Raw genomic sequence first — 15,062 nt, 5'->3', positions numbered from 1 at the left:
GATGAAACTACTCATAGTTGAAGACGATGTGTTATTGCAGGAAGGGCTGGCGCTGGGGCTGGCCAATGAGGGGTATGCTCTCGACTGTGCTGGCACCGCAGCGGAGGCGGACGCCCTGATCCAGAGCGGCGAATACAGCCTGGTGATCCTCGATTTGGGCTTGCCTGATAAAGACGGCGCCACGCTGCTCAGCCAGTGGCGACGTCGCGGTATCGCCAACCCGGTATTGATCCTGACGGCACGTGATGCCATTGAAGATCGTATCACCGGCCTCGATGCAGGCGCAGATGATTACCTGGTGAAGCCTTTTGCGCTTGCGGAGCTGCAGGCTCGGGTACGAGCCTTGATTCGCCGCTATCAGGGACATAGTGATAATTTACTTACCGACGGCGATATCACGCTGAATCTGCAAACCCAGCAGGTACTGCGCCAGGATCAGGCCGTAGAGGTAACGCCAAAAGAGTTCGCCTTGCTTACGCGTCTGATCATGCGCAGCGGGCAAACGGTGCACAGAGAAACGCTCCAGCAGGATATCTACTCCTGGCAGGACGATCCCGGGTCAAATACCCTTGAGGTTCATATCCATAACCTGCGTCGTAAGCTCGGCAAAGACAGGATCAAAACCGTTCGCGGCGTTGGCTATCGCCTGGAGAGCCAGAAATGAACAGCATGCGTCGGCGTTTGATGGTGCTGCTGGCGGTCATTCTGTTATTTTTCCAGCTGATAAGCGTAATCTGGCTGTGGCATGAAAGCCGTGAGCAGATAGGATTTCTGGTCAACGAAACGCTGTCAGCGAAAGCTCGCAATAATCATGTTGAGAAAGAGATCCGCGAAGCGATTGCTTCCCTTCTCGTCCCTTCTCTGGTGATGGTCGGTTTCACGCTGCTGTTTTCATTCTGGGCGGTCACCTGGATAACCCGACCGCTGAATAAACTGCGTGACAGCCTGGCTAACCGTTCGGCGGATAACTTAACTCCGCTTCCTATGTATTCCGACATGGAAGAGATCGGCGCGGTGACGACCTCCCTGAACCACCTCCTCGCCCGGCTGGACAATACCATTCAACAGGAGCGTCTCTTTACCGCAGACGCCGCACACGAGCTGAGAACGCCGCTGGCCGGTATCCGGCTCCATCTGGAGCTAATGGCGCAGTCAGGTGCGCCTCAGGCCGCAACGCTGATTAGCCGTATCGATCAGCTCATGCATACCGTCGAACAACTGCTGATGCTGGCCCGCGCCGGACAGGCAATGGCGAGCGGCCACTACGAAACCGTGAGCTGGACGGAAAATATCATTGAACCTCTCGGCCTTGGGCATGAAGCCAAAGAGCATACGGTGATTTGGCCCGCTAAAAGCGCGCTTACGGTTCAGGGGGACGCCGTGCTTCTGCGCCTGATGCTGCGCAACCTGCTTGAGAATGCCGGGCGCTACAGCCCGACAGGGACAACGATTACAGTGACATTAACCGAAGTCGACGGGGGGACGCGGATCAGCGTTATCGATCAGGGTCCGGGGATTGATGAAGCGCACCGGCAGTCCATTACCGAGCCATTCCGCCGTCTTGACCAGCGCTACGGCGGAAGCGGTCTGGGTCTGAGTATCGTGCAGCGCATCGTCCAGCTCCACCACGGCAGGCTTTCGCTTGAGAATGGCGCAGAAGGTGGTTTAATCGCCAGCTGCTGGCTGCCCGCGACGCTGGAATAAAAAAAGCCCCCATAATGGGGGCTTTGGAGAGATATTAGTGCTTGTAGATGAACTCGACGCCTTCTTCGTCGTCTTCATCCCAGTCATCGTCCCAGTCTTCATCATCATCTTCCGCTTCCAGCTCTTCGAGCTGCTGACGGTGGTAGTCATCCCACATGAATTCGACTTTTTCAGGCTGTTTCACTTCTTCCGCCTGAACAATTGGGTTCTCAATGATGAATGTCATCACATCCCAGCACAGATCTTTCACGCCAACCTGGCTTGCCGCAGAGATCAGGTAATATTTATCTTCCCAACCCATCGCTTCAGCAATCGCTTTAGCTTTCGCTTCCGCTTCCGCTTTATCCATCAGGTCGATCTTGTTGAAGACCAGCCAGCGTGGTTTATTCGCCAGTTTTTCGCTGTATTTTTCCAGCTCACCGATGATGATGCGGGCGTTTTCAACCGGATCGGAACCGTCGATAGGATCGATATCGATAAGGTGCAGCAGCACGCGGCAACGCTCAAGGTGTTTCAGGAAGCGAATACCCAGACCCGCGCCTTCCGCAGCGCCTTCAATCAGACCAGGAATATCGGCAACCACAAAGCTCTTCTCGTTATCCATACGGACAACGCCCAGGCTTGGCACCAGCGTGGTAAACGGATAGTCCGCCACTTTTGGTTTCGCCGCAGAAACGGCGCGAATGAACGTCGATTTACCGGCGTTTGGCATACCCAGCATGCCCACGTCTGCCAGAAGCATCAGCTCCAGCTGCAGATCGCGCTTATCGCCCGGCGTACCCATCGTTTTCTGACGCGGAGTACGGTTAACGGAGGATTTGAAACGGCTGTTACCCAGACCGTGCCAGCCGCCTTTAGCCACCATCAGGCGCTGACCGTGTTTGGTCATGTCACCCATGGTTTCACCCGTCCCCTGGTCAATCACACGCGTACCGACCGGCACTTTAATGGTGACGTCTTTACCGCGTTTCCCGGTACAGTCACGGCTCTGGCCGTTCTGGCCACGTTCAGCACGGAAGGATTTTTCGAAACGGTAGTCGATCAGCGTGTTGAGGTTTTCATCCGCCTCCAGCCACACGTCACCACCATCCCCGCCGTCGCCGCCGTCAGGACCGCCACGTGGGATATACTTTTCACGGCGGAAGCTCACGCAACCGTTGCCGCCATCACCAGCCACGACCAGGATCGTCGCTTCATCAACAAACTTCATTTTACTCTCCGTAACTCATTCGCCTGAGCGGGGGACTACTACAACCGCTTCATTTTTGCGCCAACGTCCCCAAAGACGATGACCAATGGCGGAATACATCGCGCCCGCAACCACGACAAACGCACCGAGATAACCCAACAGGTTGAGCATCGGTCTGACGAAGACATCGGGCCAGGCCATTGATAACAAATCTGAAAATAACAGCGTAAACAGCGGAGTAAGCGTAATTAACGCGCTCACCTGTGCTGCCTGCCAGCGCGCCATCGCTTCGGCCAGCGCGCCATAACCGACCAGCGTGTTCAGCCCACAAAAAATGAGGCACGCCAGTTGCCAGTCGCTAAGCTGGGAAATCACACCCGGCTTTGCTAATGGCAGCAATGCTATTGTACACAAAGTGTACAATAAAAAGAGGATCTGCTGTGAGGCAAGACGACGCAATAACACCTTTTGCGCGACGCCATAGCTCACCCAGACCGTTGCTGCCCCCACACCAAAAATTACACCCCATGTGTAATCCGTCAGGCGGGTAAAAATCTCTATCAGACTGGTGTTGAAGAACATCACCAGACCGCACAGCAGCATACTCGCCCCGATAATCTGCGTACCGCGCATCTTTTCCTTGAGGATAAAGACGCTGGCGACCATCATGCCCACCGGTGAAAGCTGACCTATCACCTGCGACGCCGTGGGGCTGAGATATTGCAGGGAAGAGCTGAACAGGATGAAGTTACCGAACAGACCGCCCGTCGCGATAGCCAGCAATACCAGCCAGCGAGGTTTACGGAAAAGCCGCAAAGGTGGAAGCTTACCTTTGATAGCCAGAATGGCCCCGAGGCCGATGCTTGCCATCAGAAAGCGATAAAAGACCACCGTAGGCGGCTCCATCACTTCCAGTACCTGCTTCATTGCAATTGGCAGCGCACCCCAGCACATTGCGGTTGTGAGCGCCAAAAGAATACCAATGCCGGCCTGCTGCTTCATGCCCGTTTTCCCTACAGAAAAAATTACCGGGTTTCCAATGTAAAAAGCCCCGCAACAGGTTGCGGGGCTTTAATCCGTTACCGGACCGAGAAAACCTTACTCAGCAACGATGCTGATGTATTTACGGTTGTTCGGGCCTTTAACTTCAAATTTCACTTTACCGTCTGCTTTAGCAAACAGAGTGTGGTCACGACCGCAACCTACGTTGTTGCCAGCGTGGAATTTGGTACCACGTTGACGAACGATGATGCTACCCGCCAGAACGGATTCGCCACCGAAACGCTTAACGCCAAGGCGTTTAGCTTCTGAATCGCGACCGTTACGTGTGGAGCCGCCAGCCTTTTTATGTGCCATTTAAATCTCTCCTCAGGTCTTAGGCGCTGATGCCAGTAATTTTCACATCAGTGAACCACTGACGGTGGCCCTGCTGCTTACGGTAGTGCTTACGACGACGAAACTTAACGATTTTAACTTTCTCGCCACGACCGTGTGCAACAACTTCAGCTTTGATAACGCCGCCATCAACGAAAGGAACGCCGATTTTGACTTCTTCACCGTTTGCGATCATCAGAACTTCTGCGAACTCAACAGATTCGCCAGTTGCGATGTCCAGCTTTTCCAGGCGAACGGTCTGACCTTCGCTTACTCGGTGTTGTTTACCACCACTTTGGAAAACCGCGTACATATAAACTCCGCTTCCGCGCACGTCCTCGTATGAATCAGAGTGCGCTATAAATATTCACAATAGGGCGCGAATATTACGCAAAACGCGAGCCTTTGACAAGTGCTACCGTCAATACATGAAGAAAAAAAACACAACACGTACGGTAACGTTTATCTGTGCCGTTTTTTCAGTACAATCAGCACTACTATTGATAAACCGAAACCCTTCGTTACCCCATTGAAAATGGGATCAACAGGATAAAAAGCCCGGCTTTTGCGATGAATTTAGAAAAAATCAACGAGTTAACCGCGCAAGATATGGCGGGTGTGAATGCAGCAATCCTGGAGCAACTCAACTCTGACGTTCAGCTGATCAATCAGTTGGGTTATTACATCGTCAGCGGCGGCGGTAAACGCATTCGTCCGATGATTGCCATTCTGGCTGCCAGAGCCGTTGGCTATCAGGGAAATGCTCACATCACTATCGCAGCGCTCATCGAATTTATTCACACGGCGACGCTTCTGCATGACGATGTGGTGGATGAATCGGATATGCGTCGTGGCAAAGCCACGGCAAACGCTGCTTTCGGGAACGCAGCCAGCGTCCTGGTGGGGGATTTTATCTATACCCGCGCCTTCCAGATGATGACCAGCCTGGGCTCTCTTAAAGTGCTGGAAGTCATGTCCGAAGCCGTGAACGTTATTGCTGAAGGCGAAGTGCTGCAGCTGATGAACGTCAACGACCCTGACATCACCGAAGAAAACTACATGCGCGTCATCTACAGCAAAACCGCGCGCCTGTTTGAAGCGGCTGCCCAGTGTTCCGGCATTCTGGCTGACTGTACCGAAGCACAGGAAAAGGGCCTGCAGGACTATGGCCGCTATCTGGGTACGGCATTCCAGCTGATCGATGATTTACTGGATTACAGCGCAGACGGCGAGACGCTCGGCAAAAACGTGGGCGATGACCTGAACGAAGGCAAACCAACCCTGCCTCTGCTGCATGCTATGCGCAACGGAACAGCCGACCAGGCGAAAATGATCCGGGAAGCGATTGAGCAGGGAAATGGCCGCCATCTTCTGGAACCTGTACTGGAAACCATGGCTATCTGCGGATCGCTGGAATGGACGCGCCAGCGTGCGGAAGAGGAAGCCGACAAAGCCATCGAAGCGCTGCAGGTCATTCCAGACAGCCCGTGGCGCGAGGCACTGATTGGTCTTGCCCACATCGCCGTTCAGCGCGACCGTTAATCTCCTTGTTTCTCCCCGCAGCAATAGCGGGGAGATTCCAGTACAAACCTGTAAATTCCGCGTTCATGTAAATTCATCGGTTTAGAGACCGCATGAATAAAGCCGTGTCTTATTCTGAATATCCTTTCAAGTAACGCGAACTTTTTAGAACAAGAAGTTGAAATGGGTATAGTAACCGCGTCGTTTCAGAAGAAACGGCGTAGGTGAATCCGAACTTAAGGACGGCGTTATGGATACGAAATTTATCGACTGGCATACGGCTGATATTATTGCCGCACTGCGCAAAAGAGGCACTTCACTGGCAGCAGAGTCCCGCCGCCATGGACTGAGTTCTTCAACTCTCGCAAACACCCTCACCCGCCCCTGGCCCAAGGGAGAATTAATTATCGCGAAGGCGCTGGATACGCATCCGTGGGTGATTTGGCCTTCTCGCTACCACGATCCCATCACTCATGAATTTATCGACAGATCGCGCATGATTCGCCAGAGAAAGGTAAAAAGAGAACCGCAGGAATAACGCGTGTTGACAGGAACAGCAACCCCCCGGTCATTGCTGGCAGGGGGCTGCCGGAACGATTACTCGCCCTTCACACGCTCAATGTTGGCACCCAGCGCGCGCAGTTTATCTTCGATACGCTCATAACCACGATCGATGTGATAGATACGATCCACGATCGTTGTACCTTCCGCAATACACCCCGCCAGAACCAGGCTTGCAGACGCACGCAGATCGGTTGCCATCACCTGAGCACCTGACAGTTTCTCAACGCCGTGGCAAATCACGGTATTACTTTCGATCTCAGCATGCGCCCCCATACGGATCAGCTCCGGTACGTGCATAAAGCGGTTCTCGAAAATGGTTTCTGTGATGAAGCCAGTGCCTTCGGCAACCAGGTTCAACAGGGTGAACTGCGCCTGCATGTCAGTAGGGAACGCCGGATGCGGCGCCGTACGTACATTGACCGCTTTTGGACGCTGGCCGTGCATATCGAGGCTGATCCAGTCTTCACCGATTTCGATATCCGCACCCGCATCGCGCAGTTTCGCCAGCACCGCATCCAGGGTATCTGGCTGCGCGTTGCGGCACACAATCTTACCGCCAGAAATCGCCGCAGCGACCAGGAAGGTACCGGTTTCGATACGGTCCGGCAGTACGCGATAGACACCACCGCCCAGACGCTCAACGCCTTCGATGGTGATACGGTCGGTACCCTGACCGGAAATCTTCGCCCCCAGCGCCACGAGGAAGTTGGCGGTATCCACAATCTCCGGTTCACGCGCGGCGTTTTCGATGATGGTGGTACCTTCTGCCAGCGTCGCCGCAGACATAATGGTGACCGTTGCGCCCACGCTCACTTTGTCCATGACAATGTGCGCGCCTTTCAGACGACCATTGACGGACGCTTTAACGTAACCTTCTTCCAGCTTGATCTCTGCGCCCAGCTTCTCCAGACCAAAAATGTGCAGGTCAACCGGACGCGCACCGATGGCGCAGCCGCCCGGCAGAGAGACCTGCCCCTGACCAAAACGCGCCACCAGCGGGCCAAGCGCCCAGATGGATGCACGCATGGTTTTCACCAGATCGTAAGGGGCTGAGAAGTTGTTCACCTTGCTGGCGTCGATCCAGACGGAACCGTTACGCTCAACTTTCGTCCCCAGCTGGGTGAGCAGCTTCATGGTGGTGTCGATATCTTTCAGCTTTGGTACGTTCTGAATTTCTACCGGCTCTTCAGCCAGCAGCGCAGCAAAGAGGATTGGCAGCGCGGCGTTTTTTGCGCCAGAAATTGTGACTTCGCCCTGGAGACGCGTTGGCCCCTGTACACGAAATTTATCCATTGTGTGCTCTCTTATAAATTCAACCGTGCTGCGGGCCTGTCGCCCTCAGCTCAAAAACCGTTTAGTTTGCGATCGCGTGCCCACTCTTGCGGGGTGAACGCTTTAATCGACAGGGCGTGGATGCGGTTATCCGCAATATATTCCATCAGCGGCGCGTACACAGCCTGCTGTTTCTTCACGCGGCTCATACCGTCGAACATCTCACCCACAGCAATAACCTGGAAGTGACTGCCATCGCCAGTGACGTGGGCTTCCTGAAGGGAGAGTGCATTCATCAGCACTGTCTGGATTTCATGATTTTCCATGGGCTCTTAATCATCTGATAGTGAAAACAAGCCCAACATCTTAGAGCAAAGTGGCGTTGTCTTAAACAAGCAAAAAGCCCCGACGATGAAACTGTCAGGGCTTTCGGAAGTAACGCACTGAAAATATTAACGAGGCAGTACGTCCTGAGGGAGGTTGTAGAGCTGCGCAAGGGTCACGACATTTTCGCTCGCGCCGCGAAGCGTGACGCTTGTCCCCTGCTTTTTCCCTACGGCAACCAGATGGGCAAGCAGCGCAACACCCGCCGTATCCACCCGCGTGATGCCGGTTAAGTCGATAAGCGCCACGCCCTGCATCGCTTCATGGCGTTTGTCCCAGAGTGGGTTCAGCAGATCCTGATCCAGTTCACCGGACAGCTTTAATGTCTCGCCTTCACGCGACCAGCTGAGTTGCTGTGACATTACTTCTTCTCGTCGAGAGTAATTTTCTGGCGAGAGATAGACTGCAGCTGAGCGGTCAGGCCATCAATGCCTTTGGTGCGAAGCAGGTCGCTCCATTCGTTCTGTTTGGTGGTGATCATGCTTACCCCTTCGGCAATCATGTCATATGCCTGCCAGTGGCCGGTCTGGCTGTTTTTACGCCACTGGAAATCCAGACGAACCGGCGGACGACCGTTAGGATCGTTGATCGTCACACGGATAGGGACGATGGTCGCATCGCCCAGCGGCTGCTCAGGCGCAATCTGATAGGTCTGACCGTGGTACATCGCCAGCGCCTGGCCATAAGCCTGTTTCAGGTATTCACGGAACGCGGCAAAGTAAGCATCGCGCTGCGCAGGAGTCGCGTCTTTGTAATAACGTCCCAGCACCAGCGCACCCGCATATTTAATCTGCACGTACGGCAGCAGCTCCTGGTCAACCACGTCACGCAGATAATCAGGATTCGCACGAATTTTAGGCTGTTCATTTTTAAGACGATCGAAGGTTTTCTTCGCGGCCTCGTCCATCAGTTTGTACGGGTTACTCTGATCCGCCGCGTGCGCCGCGGTGAGAGGGGCAATGACCAGCATGGCAACCATTAACAGTCGTTTAAACATGAATGACTTCTCCTGATATTATTTCGCAGCACCTGGGGTCGGCGCGGCATTGGTATGGTCTTCACTCTGCGCAGGGGCATTGTCAGACTTTTTATCATCCCCTTTACTGTTGTAAAGGAACTGACCAATCATATCTTCCAGCACCATGGCGGACTTGGTGTCCTGGATCACGCTCCCGTCCTTAAGGATAGTCGTTCCCAGCTCGGGGTCTTCAAAACCGACGTTAAGCGCCAGATATTGTTCGCCCAGCAGACCGGAAGTCCGGATAGAAAGGGAGCTGGTGTCCGGAATGTGGTTGTAACGCTCTTCGATATCCATCGCGACGCGCGGCAGATAGGTCTTCTCATCCAGCGTAATGTCAGATACGCGCCCAATCACCACGCCGCCGATGCGGACCGGTGAACGCGCTTTCAGCCCGCCGATGTTATCGAAGGTGGCATAGATGCGATACGTCGGTTCGGTGCGCACAGATGTAATATCCGCCGCTCTGAGGCAGATAAACAGCGCGGCCAGCAGCGCCAGCAGCAGGAATACACCGACCCAAATTTCATTTTTTCTCGTTTGCATGAACTCAATTCCCAAACATCAGTGCGGTGAGCACAAAATCCAGACCCAGTACGGCCAGCGACGAATGTACGACTGTACGTGTTGTTGCGCGGCTAATGCCCGCCGACGTCGGGATGGCATCGTAACCATTGAACAATGCAATCCAGGTGACCGTAATGGCAAATACCACGCTTTTAATCAGGCAGTTAACCAGATCCATTCGCAAGTCGATGGCGTCCTGCATCGCGGACCAGAAGAAACCGGCATCAATGCCTTTCCAGTGAACGCCAACCAGCGAACCGCCCCAGATACCCACGGCGACAAACAGAATAGTCAGTAACGGTAAAGAGATCACCCCAGCCCAGAAACGCGGCGAGATCACGCGACGCAGCGGGTCGACCGCCATCATCTCCATGCTGGAAAGCTGCTCGGTAGCACGCATCAGGCCAATTTCAGCCGTTAATGCCGATCCCGCGCGTCCGGCAAACAGCAGCGCCGCCACAACCGGCCCCAGCTCGCGAAGAAGCGAGAGCGCCACCAGCATTCCAAGGCTGGTTTCCGCGCTGTAGGTTGTCAGAACAAGATAGCCCTGTAGCCCAAGCACCATACCGATAAACAGACCGGAAACAATGATGATGAGCATCGACAGCACGGCGACATTATAAAGCTGCCGCACCAGCAGCGGCGCGTGCTTACGGAATTCCGGCTTGCCGACCAGCGCGTTGAATAACATCAATCCGGCACGCCCGAACGTCCTGATGGTTTTTATGCCACGGTGTCCGAGAGCGGCCAACGCATTTAACAGCATGAGTGGCTTAACTCCCTATTCCCAGTAAATCGTCACGATAGTCGCCCGCCGGGTAGCGGAACGGCACAGGGCCATCGGCAATACCGTCGAGGAACTGCCGCACGCGCGGATCGCAATTTTCCTGCAGCGCCTGGGCGCTACCGTGTGCGACGATCTTTTTGTCCGCCACGATATAGGCGTAATCGGCAATGCTCAATACTTCCGGTACATCGTGCGATACCACAATGCAGGTGACGCCAAGCGCGCTGTTCAGTTCAGAGATGAGCTTCACCAGCACGCCCATCGTGATGGGATCCTGTCCAACAAAAGGTTCGTCGAACATGATTAAATCAGGTTCTAATGCAATGGCTCGCGCCAGCGCGGCGCGGCGCGCCATCCCGCCGGACAGTTCCGAAGGCATCAGCTTCGCGGCGCCCCGCAAACCGACGGCTTCAAGCTTCATCATCACCGTGCTTTTCAGCAGTTCAGGCGGCAGGCTGGTATGCTCACGCAGCGGATAGGCCACGTTATCAAAGACATTCATGTCGGTGAACAAGGCTCCCGACTGAAAGAGCATGCTCATGCGTTTGCGGACAGTATACAGGCGCGAGCGTGACATCTCCGGGATGTTTTCGCCATCAAAGAGGATTTCACCGCGATCGGGTGGGATCTGCCCACCAATAAGGCGCAGCAGGGTCGTTTTACCGATCCCGGACGGGCCCATGATAGCAGTGATCTTGCCACGCGGTACGGTCAACGAAATATCATCAAATATCAATCTGTTGGCGCGAGAAAAACTCACACCGCGAACATCGACTAAATTCGCCATCGTTTGGCTCATTTATGGTTCCTTTATTACCTGCTCACGTTAAGGCATGCCGCCAGAATCAGCCCTCAACTCCGCATTTTTACAGAATAATAGCCGTTGAGGTTAGCGAAAGCTGGCATTTGTTTTACTTTTCCGGCGCATAAAGTCAAAATTAGGAATTCGTTACGCCTCAGACTGTATGCAGTCCTGCCATTTCCGCGCGATGGACCGACGAGTATACCTGAAGAAAGGACTTTTGATGCTTTTAGCAACAGCACTGTTAATAATTGGTTTACTTTTGGTGGTCTACAGTGCTGACCGTTTAGTGTTTGCTGCATCTATCCTGTGTCGCCTGACTGGCGTACCGCCTGTCGTCATCGGGATGACCGTTGTCAGCGTTGGAACGTCACTTCCTGAAATCATCGTCTCTGTCTCGGCATCGCTGCATGGTCAGCTAGACCTGGCAGTCGGTACCGCGATTGGCTCGAACATCGTCAATATACTCTTGATTTTAGGCCTGGCCGCCCTGCTCCATCCATTTCGCGTGCATTCTGATGTTCTGCGCCGTGAATTGCCGCTAATGTTAATCGTAAGCCTGCTGGCAGGCTGCGTATTTTACGATGGTGTACTGAGCTATAGCGATGGCATTTTCTTGCTGGCGCTGGCCGTCATCTGGCTGATGTATAGTGTTAAAATCGCCCGTCTGGCTGAGAAGCAGGGTCAGGATAGTCTCACGCGTGAGCAGGTCGCCGAGCTTCCCCGAGAAGGTACGCTGCCTGTTGCCCTGCTCTGGCTTGGCGTTGCGCTGATCATCATGCCGATGGCAACGCGCATGGTCGTGGATAACGCGACTGTGGTGGCGAACTATTTCGCCATCAGTGAACTGACCATTGGCCTGACGGTGATTGCCATCGGTACCAGCCTGCCGGAGCTGGCCACGGCCATTGCGGGGGCACGTAAAGGTGAGGATGACATTGCCATTGGTAATATCATCGGTTCCAACATATTTAATATCGCCATCGTGATGGGTCTGCCGGCCCTGATTACGCCTGGGCCCTTTAATCCCCTGGCGTTTTCACGAGACTACGGCGTGATGTTATTGGTCAGCGTGATATTTGCCCTGCTCTGCTGGCGGCGGCAACGACAGATCGGCAAAGGCGCAGGCGCGCTGCTGACGGGTGGATTTATCGTATGGATGGCGATGCTGTACTGGCTCTCGCCTCTTCTCTCTGGGTAAACGGAAACGCATTATGTCGCAAATAGAATTGCAGCCGGATTTTGACTTTCAGAAAGCGGGCAAAGAGGTTCTGGAGATTGAACGTGAAGGTCTGGCGCAGTTAGATCAGTACATTAATCAGGATTTTAGTCTGGCATGTGAGAAGATGTTCTACTGTGCCGGAAAAGTCGTGGTGATGGGGATGGGCAAGTCCGGCCACATTGGACGCAAAATGGCGGCAACGTTTGCCAGCACCGGAACCTCTTCCTTCTTTGTACACCCGGGGGAAGCCGCGCACGGCGACCTGGGTATGGTCACGCCGCAGGATATCGTCATCGCGCTGTCTAACTCCGGTGAGTCCAATGAAATTCTGGCGCTGATCCCGGTACTGAAGCGACTACAGGTGCCGCTTATTTGCATGACCAGCCGTCCGGAAAGTAGCATGGCGCGGGCAGCCGATATTCATCTTTGCGTGAAAGTGCCCAAGGAGGCCTGTCCGCTCGGCCTGGCGCCGACGTCCAGCACCACCGCCGCGCTGGTCATGGGTGATGCGCTTGCCGTTGCGCTGCTCGAAGCCCGCGGTTTTACGCCGGAAGATTTCGCGCTTTCCCACCCGGGCGGCGCGCTGGGGCGCAAGCTTCTGCTTCGGGTAAACGATATTATGCACACCGGGGACGAGATCCCTCACGTCAGTAAAGAAGCCTCCCTGCGTGATGCGCTGCTGGAAATCACCCGTAAGAATCTGGGTATGACGGTCGTGTGCGACGATCTGATGAAAATTCAGGGGATCTTCACCGATGGCGACCTGCGTCGCGTGTTCGACATGGGTGTAGATGTCCGCACGCTCGGCATTGCCGACGTGATGACGCCGGGCGGTATCCGCGTCCGTCCGGGTACGCTGGCCGTAGATGTGCTGAACCTGATGCAGTCCCGTCACATTACCTCAGTGATGGTTGCCGATGGCGACCAGTTGCTGGGTGTGGTACATATGCATGATCTGCTGCGCGCAGGCGTAGTGTAATGAAGGATAAGACAATGAGTAATGCGGGTGCATCCCTTGCAACCTGTTATGGTCCGGTCAGCACCCAGATGATGGCAAAGGCGGAAAATATTCGTCTGCTCATCCTGGACGTGGATGGCGTACTTTCCGATGGCCTGATTTACATGGGCAATAATGGTGAAGAGCTGAAAGCGTTTAACGTACGCGACGGCTACGGTATCCGCTGTGCGCTCACCTCAGGTATTGAGGTGGCTATCATCACCGGGCGAAAAGCTAAACTGGTAGAAGACCGCTGTGAAACCTTAGGAATTACCCATCTGTATCAGGGTCAGTCCGATAAGATGGCGGCGTTTAAGGATTTACTGGGTAAACTGGCTATCGCACCGGAAAACGTGGCCTACGTCGGGGACGATCTGATTGACTGGCCCGTGATGGCTGAAGTCGGGCTGAGCATCGCCGTTGCCGATGCGCATCCGCTGCTGATCCCACGCGCTGACTACGTTACCCACATCAACGGGGGCCGTGGTGCCGTACGTGAAGTCTGCGATCTGCTTTTGCTGGCGCAGGGCAAGCTTGATGAGGCCAAAGGGCAATCGATATGAGTAAAACCAGACGCTGGATTATCATTTTGCTTTCGCTTGTCGCACTGGTATTGATTGGCGTGAACCTTGCCGATCGCGACGATACGCAAACGGAAGTGGTCAACAATAACGATCCAACCTATAAAAGCGATCACAGCGACACCGTGGTCTACAGCCCGGAAGGCGCGCTGAACTATCGCCTGATTGCCCAGCATGTTGAATATTTTTCAGATGACGGTATTTCGTGGTTTACCCAGCCTGTCATGACCACATTTGATAAGGACAAAGTTCCGACGTGGTCAATTAAGTCAGATCGGGCAAAACTGACAAATGACCGTATGCTTTATCTGTATGGTCACGTTGAAGTCAACGCCCTGACCGCTGACTCGCAACTGCGAAAAATTACGACGGATAATGCCCAGATTAACCTGGTAACCCAGGACGTGACCTCGCAGGATCTGGTCACACTGTATGGCACAACATTTAATTCCAGCGGTTTGAGAATGCGCGGGAACTTACGCAGCAAGAACGCCGAGCTGATTGAAAAGGTTAGAACCTCCTATGAAATTCAAAACAAACAAACTCAGCCTTAAAGTAATTATCGCCAGCGCGATGCTGGCGACCAGTCTCCCCGCGCTTGCTGTTACGGGCGATACCGACCAACCGATCCATATCGAGTCTGATACCCAGTCTCTCGATATGCAGGGCAACGTCGTCACCTTCACGGGTAACGTCGTCATGACTCAGGGCACCATCAAAATTAACGCCGACAAAGTGGTCGTGACCCGTCCGGGTGGCGAGCAGGGCAAAGAGATCATTGATGGTTACGGCAACCCGGCAACCTTCTACCAGATGCAGGACAACGGCAAGCCGGTGAAAGGCCACGCCTCGCATATGCACTACGAGCTGGCGAAGGACCTGGTCATCCTGACCGGAAATGCGTATCTGGAACAGCTGGACAGCAACATTACCGGCGACCAGATCACCTATCTGGTGAAAGAGCAAAAAATGCAGGCCTCCAGCGAGAAAGGCAAACGCGTCACGACCGTACTGGTTCCGTCGCAGCTGCAGGACAAAGGCAAAGGCCAGGCCCCGGCACAGAAGAAGAGTAACTAATTC

The 15,062-nt window shown here is 54.2% G+C and carries 20 protein-coding genes; 9 read left to right on the top strand and 11 right to left on the bottom strand.

Translation table 11 applies throughout. From position 1 onward, the window contains the following. Nucleotide 1: 1 nt before the first annotated feature. Both pmrA and pmrB read left to right on the top strand, forming a co-directional pair. The gene (gene pmrA / locus RVY89_RS22315; protein ID WP_371899180.1) at nt 2–664 is read left to right on the top strand and encodes a two-component system response regulator PmrA; all 663 of its coding nucleotides are present in this window, start codon (nt 2–4) and stop codon (nt 662–664) included. Further along, nucleotides 661–1,704 carry a two-component system sensor histidine kinase PmrB gene (pmrB, locus tag RVY89_RS22310; protein ID WP_484826460.1) on the top strand — a complete coding sequence of 348 codons (1,044 nt, stop codon included), beginning with the start codon at nt 661–663 and terminating at the stop codon, nt 1,702–1,704. The genes pmrA and pmrB overlap by 4 nt, the downstream gene beginning before the upstream one ends. A 34-nt stretch (nt 1,705–1,738) precedes the next feature. Here the strand turns inward: pmrB and cgtA are convergent, their stop codons facing one another. From cgtA to rplU, 4 genes are all read right to left on the bottom strand, one after another. Then, nucleotides 1,739–2,914: an Obg family GTPase CgtA gene (gene cgtA, locus RVY89_RS22305; protein ID WP_371899182.1), complete on the bottom strand. Its 1,176-nt coding sequence runs from the start codon at nt 2,912–2,914 to the stop codon at nt 1,739–1,741. A gap of 15 nt (nt 2,915–2,929) precedes the next feature. Further along, nucleotides 2,930–3,895, bottom strand: a complete 966-nt coding sequence (locus RVY89_RS22300; RefSeq protein WP_023309346.1) for a DMT family transporter — start codon at nt 3,893–3,895, stop codon at nt 2,930–2,932. 96 nt (nt 3,896–3,991) lie between these two features. Next, a complete protein-coding gene (rpmA, locus tag RVY89_RS22295) occupies nt 3,992–4,249 on the bottom strand; it encodes a 50S ribosomal protein L27 (protein ID WP_004385076.1) in 258 nt (85 codons plus the stop codon). A gap of 19 nt (nt 4,250–4,268) precedes the next feature. Further along, nucleotides 4,269–4,580 carry a 50S ribosomal protein L21 gene (gene rplU / locus RVY89_RS22290; RefSeq protein ID WP_003025032.1) on the bottom strand — a complete coding sequence of 104 codons (312 nt, stop codon included), beginning with the start codon at nt 4,578–4,580 and terminating at the stop codon, nt 4,269–4,271. Between the two features lie 257 nt (nt 4,581–4,837). On the opposite strand from rplU, the gene ispB reads away from it, so the two are divergent. Together ispB and sfsB are read left to right on the top strand one after the other, a co-directional pair. Further along, on the top strand, nt 4,838–5,809 hold the full coding sequence (gene ispB, locus RVY89_RS22285) for an octaprenyl diphosphate synthase (RefSeq protein WP_024906360.1): 972 nt from the start codon (nt 4,838–4,840) through the stop codon (nt 5,807–5,809). Nucleotides 5,810–6,038: 229 nt separating this feature from the next. Beyond that, complete coding sequence (sfsB, locus tag RVY89_RS22280) at nt 6,039–6,326, top strand: DNA-binding transcriptional regulator SfsB (protein WP_484826459.1); 288 nt, start codon at nt 6,039–6,041, stop codon at nt 6,324–6,326. Between the two features lie 59 nt (nt 6,327–6,385). Here the strand turns inward: sfsB and murA are convergent, their stop codons facing one another. From murA to mlaF, 7 genes are all read right to left on the bottom strand, one after another. Next, entirely contained in the window at nt 6,386–7,645 is a 1,260-nt protein-coding gene (gene murA, locus RVY89_RS22275) for a UDP-N-acetylglucosamine 1-carboxyvinyltransferase (RefSeq protein ID WP_023309349.1), read from the bottom strand. A gap of 50 nt (nt 7,646–7,695) precedes the next feature. After that, complete coding sequence (ibaG, locus tag RVY89_RS22270) at nt 7,696–7,950, bottom strand: BolA family iron metabolism protein IbaG (RefSeq protein ID WP_008501458.1); 255 nt, start codon at nt 7,948–7,950, stop codon at nt 7,696–7,698. A 126-nt stretch (nt 7,951–8,076) separates the two neighbouring features. Beyond that, on the bottom strand, nt 8,077–8,370 hold the full coding sequence (gene mlaB / locus RVY89_RS22265) for a lipid asymmetry maintenance protein MlaB (RefSeq protein ID WP_484826458.1): 294 nt from the start codon (nt 8,368–8,370) through the stop codon (nt 8,077–8,079). After that, nucleotides 8,370–9,005 (bottom strand): phospholipid-binding protein MlaC, encoded by a 636-nt coding sequence (gene mlaC / locus RVY89_RS22260; protein ID WP_047650934.1) that lies wholly within the window; start codon nt 9,003–9,005, stop codon nt 8,370–8,372. The genes mlaB and mlaC overlap by 1 nt, the downstream gene beginning before the upstream one ends. A gap of 18 nt (nt 9,006–9,023) precedes the next feature. After that, the gene (gene mlaD / locus RVY89_RS22255) at nt 9,024–9,572 is read right to left on the bottom strand and encodes an outer membrane lipid asymmetry maintenance protein MlaD (protein ID WP_484826457.1); all 549 of its coding nucleotides are present in this window, start codon (nt 9,570–9,572) and stop codon (nt 9,024–9,026) included. Between the two features lie 4 nt (nt 9,573–9,576). After that, entirely contained in the window at nt 9,577–10,359 is a 783-nt protein-coding gene (gene mlaE, locus RVY89_RS22250; RefSeq protein WP_023333605.1) for a lipid asymmetry maintenance ABC transporter permease subunit MlaE, read from the bottom strand. A 7-nt stretch (nt 10,360–10,366) separates the two neighbouring features. Then, entirely contained in the window at nt 10,367–11,179 is an 813-nt protein-coding gene (gene mlaF, locus RVY89_RS22245) for a phospholipid ABC transporter ATP-binding protein MlaF (RefSeq protein WP_023309353.1), read from the bottom strand. Between the two features lie 226 nt (nt 11,180–11,405). On the opposite strand from mlaF, the gene RVY89_RS22240 reads away from it, so the two are divergent. Genes RVY89_RS22240 through lptA form a run of 5 tightly spaced genes read left to right on the top strand, consistent with a single transcriptional unit; the run spans nt 11,406 to nt 15,059 of the window. Then, nucleotides 11,406–12,383, top strand: a complete 978-nt coding sequence (locus RVY89_RS22240; RefSeq protein ID WP_484826456.1) for a calcium/sodium antiporter — start codon at nt 11,406–11,408, stop codon at nt 12,381–12,383. A gap of 13 nt (nt 12,384–12,396) precedes the next feature. Next, complete coding sequence (kdsD, locus tag RVY89_RS22235) at nt 12,397–13,383, top strand: arabinose-5-phosphate isomerase KdsD (RefSeq protein ID WP_484826455.1); 987 nt, start codon at nt 12,397–12,399, stop codon at nt 13,381–13,383. A gap of 14 nt (nt 13,384–13,397) precedes the next feature. Further along, nucleotides 13,398–13,964 (top strand): 3-deoxy-manno-octulosonate-8-phosphatase KdsC, encoded by a 567-nt coding sequence (gene kdsC, locus RVY89_RS22230; RefSeq protein ID WP_023309356.1) that lies wholly within the window; start codon nt 13,398–13,400, stop codon nt 13,962–13,964. Then, on the top strand, nt 13,961–14,536 hold the full coding sequence (gene lptC / locus RVY89_RS22225) for an LPS export ABC transporter periplasmic protein LptC (RefSeq protein WP_023309357.1): 576 nt from the start codon (nt 13,961–13,963) through the stop codon (nt 14,534–14,536). The genes kdsC and lptC overlap by 4 nt, the downstream gene beginning before the upstream one ends. After that, the gene (lptA, locus tag RVY89_RS22220) at nt 14,505–15,059 is read left to right on the top strand and encodes a lipopolysaccharide ABC transporter substrate-binding protein LptA (protein WP_023309358.1); all 555 of its coding nucleotides are present in this window, start codon (nt 14,505–14,507) and stop codon (nt 15,057–15,059) included. The genes lptC and lptA overlap by 32 nt, the downstream gene beginning before the upstream one ends. Nucleotides 15,060–15,062 lie beyond the last annotated feature (3 nt).

The sequence above is a fragment of the Enterobacter sp. 3U4 genome, from assembly GCF_057224565.1.
The sequence above is the reverse complement of the archived record's forward strand: the minus strand, read 5'-3'. Positions and strand labels throughout refer to the sequence as shown.

What these genes read in the sequence shown, in the direction of transcription:
- mlaE (WP_023333605.1), bottom strand. Translation starts at nt 10,359, where the DNA reads ATGCTGTTAAATGCGTTGGCCGCTCTCGGACACCGTGGCATAAAAACC.
- pmrA (WP_371899180.1), top strand. Translation starts at nt 2, where the DNA reads ATGAAACTACTCATAGTTGAAGACGATGTGTTATTGCAGGAAGGGCTG.
- rplU (WP_003025032.1), bottom strand. Translation starts at nt 4,580, where the DNA reads ATGTACGCGGTTTTCCAAAGTGGTGGTAAACAACACCGAGTAAGCGAA.
- kdsC (WP_023309356.1), top strand. Translation starts at nt 13,398, where the DNA reads ATGAGTAATGCGGGTGCATCCCTTGCAACCTGTTATGGTCCGGTCAGC.
- pmrB (WP_484826460.1), top strand. Translation starts at nt 661, where the DNA reads ATGAACAGCATGCGTCGGCGTTTGATGGTGCTGCTGGCGGTCATTCTG.
- kdsD (WP_484826455.1), top strand. Translation starts at nt 12,397, where the DNA reads ATGTCGCAAATAGAATTGCAGCCGGATTTTGACTTTCAGAAAGCGGGC.
- RVY89_RS22240 (WP_484826456.1), top strand. Translation starts at nt 11,406, where the DNA reads ATGCTTTTAGCAACAGCACTGTTAATAATTGGTTTACTTTTGGTGGTC.
- ispB (WP_024906360.1), top strand. Translation starts at nt 4,838, where the DNA reads ATGAATTTAGAAAAAATCAACGAGTTAACCGCGCAAGATATGGCGGGT.
- mlaC (WP_047650934.1), bottom strand. Translation starts at nt 9,005, where the DNA reads ATGTTTAAACGACTGTTAATGGTTGCCATGCTGGTCATTGCCCCTCTC.
- cgtA (WP_371899182.1), bottom strand. Translation starts at nt 2,914, where the DNA reads ATGAAGTTTGTTGATGAAGCGACGATCCTGGTCGTGGCTGGTGATGGC.
- mlaB (WP_484826458.1), bottom strand. Translation starts at nt 8,370, where the DNA reads ATGTCACAGCAACTCAGCTGGTCGCGTGAAGGCGAGACATTAAAGCTG.
- mlaF (WP_023309353.1), bottom strand. Translation starts at nt 11,179, where the DNA reads ATGAGCCAAACGATGGCGAATTTAGTCGATGTTCGCGGTGTGAGTTTT.
- lptC (WP_023309357.1), top strand. Translation starts at nt 13,961, where the DNA reads ATGAGTAAAACCAGACGCTGGATTATCATTTTGCTTTCGCTTGTCGCA.
- murA (WP_023309349.1), bottom strand. Translation starts at nt 7,645, where the DNA reads ATGGATAAATTTCGTGTACAGGGGCCAACGCGTCTCCAGGGCGAAGTC.
- sfsB (WP_484826459.1), top strand. Translation starts at nt 6,039, where the DNA reads ATGGATACGAAATTTATCGACTGGCATACGGCTGATATTATTGCCGCA.
- lptA (WP_023309358.1), top strand. Translation starts at nt 14,505, where the DNA reads ATGAAATTCAAAACAAACAAACTCAGCCTTAAAGTAATTATCGCCAGC.
- mlaD (WP_484826457.1), bottom strand. Translation starts at nt 9,572, where the DNA reads ATGCAAACGAGAAAAAATGAAATTTGGGTCGGTGTATTCCTGCTGCTG.
- rpmA (WP_004385076.1), bottom strand. Translation starts at nt 4,249, where the DNA reads ATGGCACATAAAAAGGCTGGCGGCTCCACACGTAACGGTCGCGATTCA.
- ibaG (WP_008501458.1), bottom strand. Translation starts at nt 7,950, where the DNA reads ATGGAAAATCATGAAATCCAGACAGTGCTGATGAATGCACTCTCCCTT.
- RVY89_RS22300 (WP_023309346.1), bottom strand. Translation starts at nt 3,895, where the DNA reads ATGAAGCAGCAGGCCGGCATTGGTATTCTTTTGGCGCTCACAACCGCA.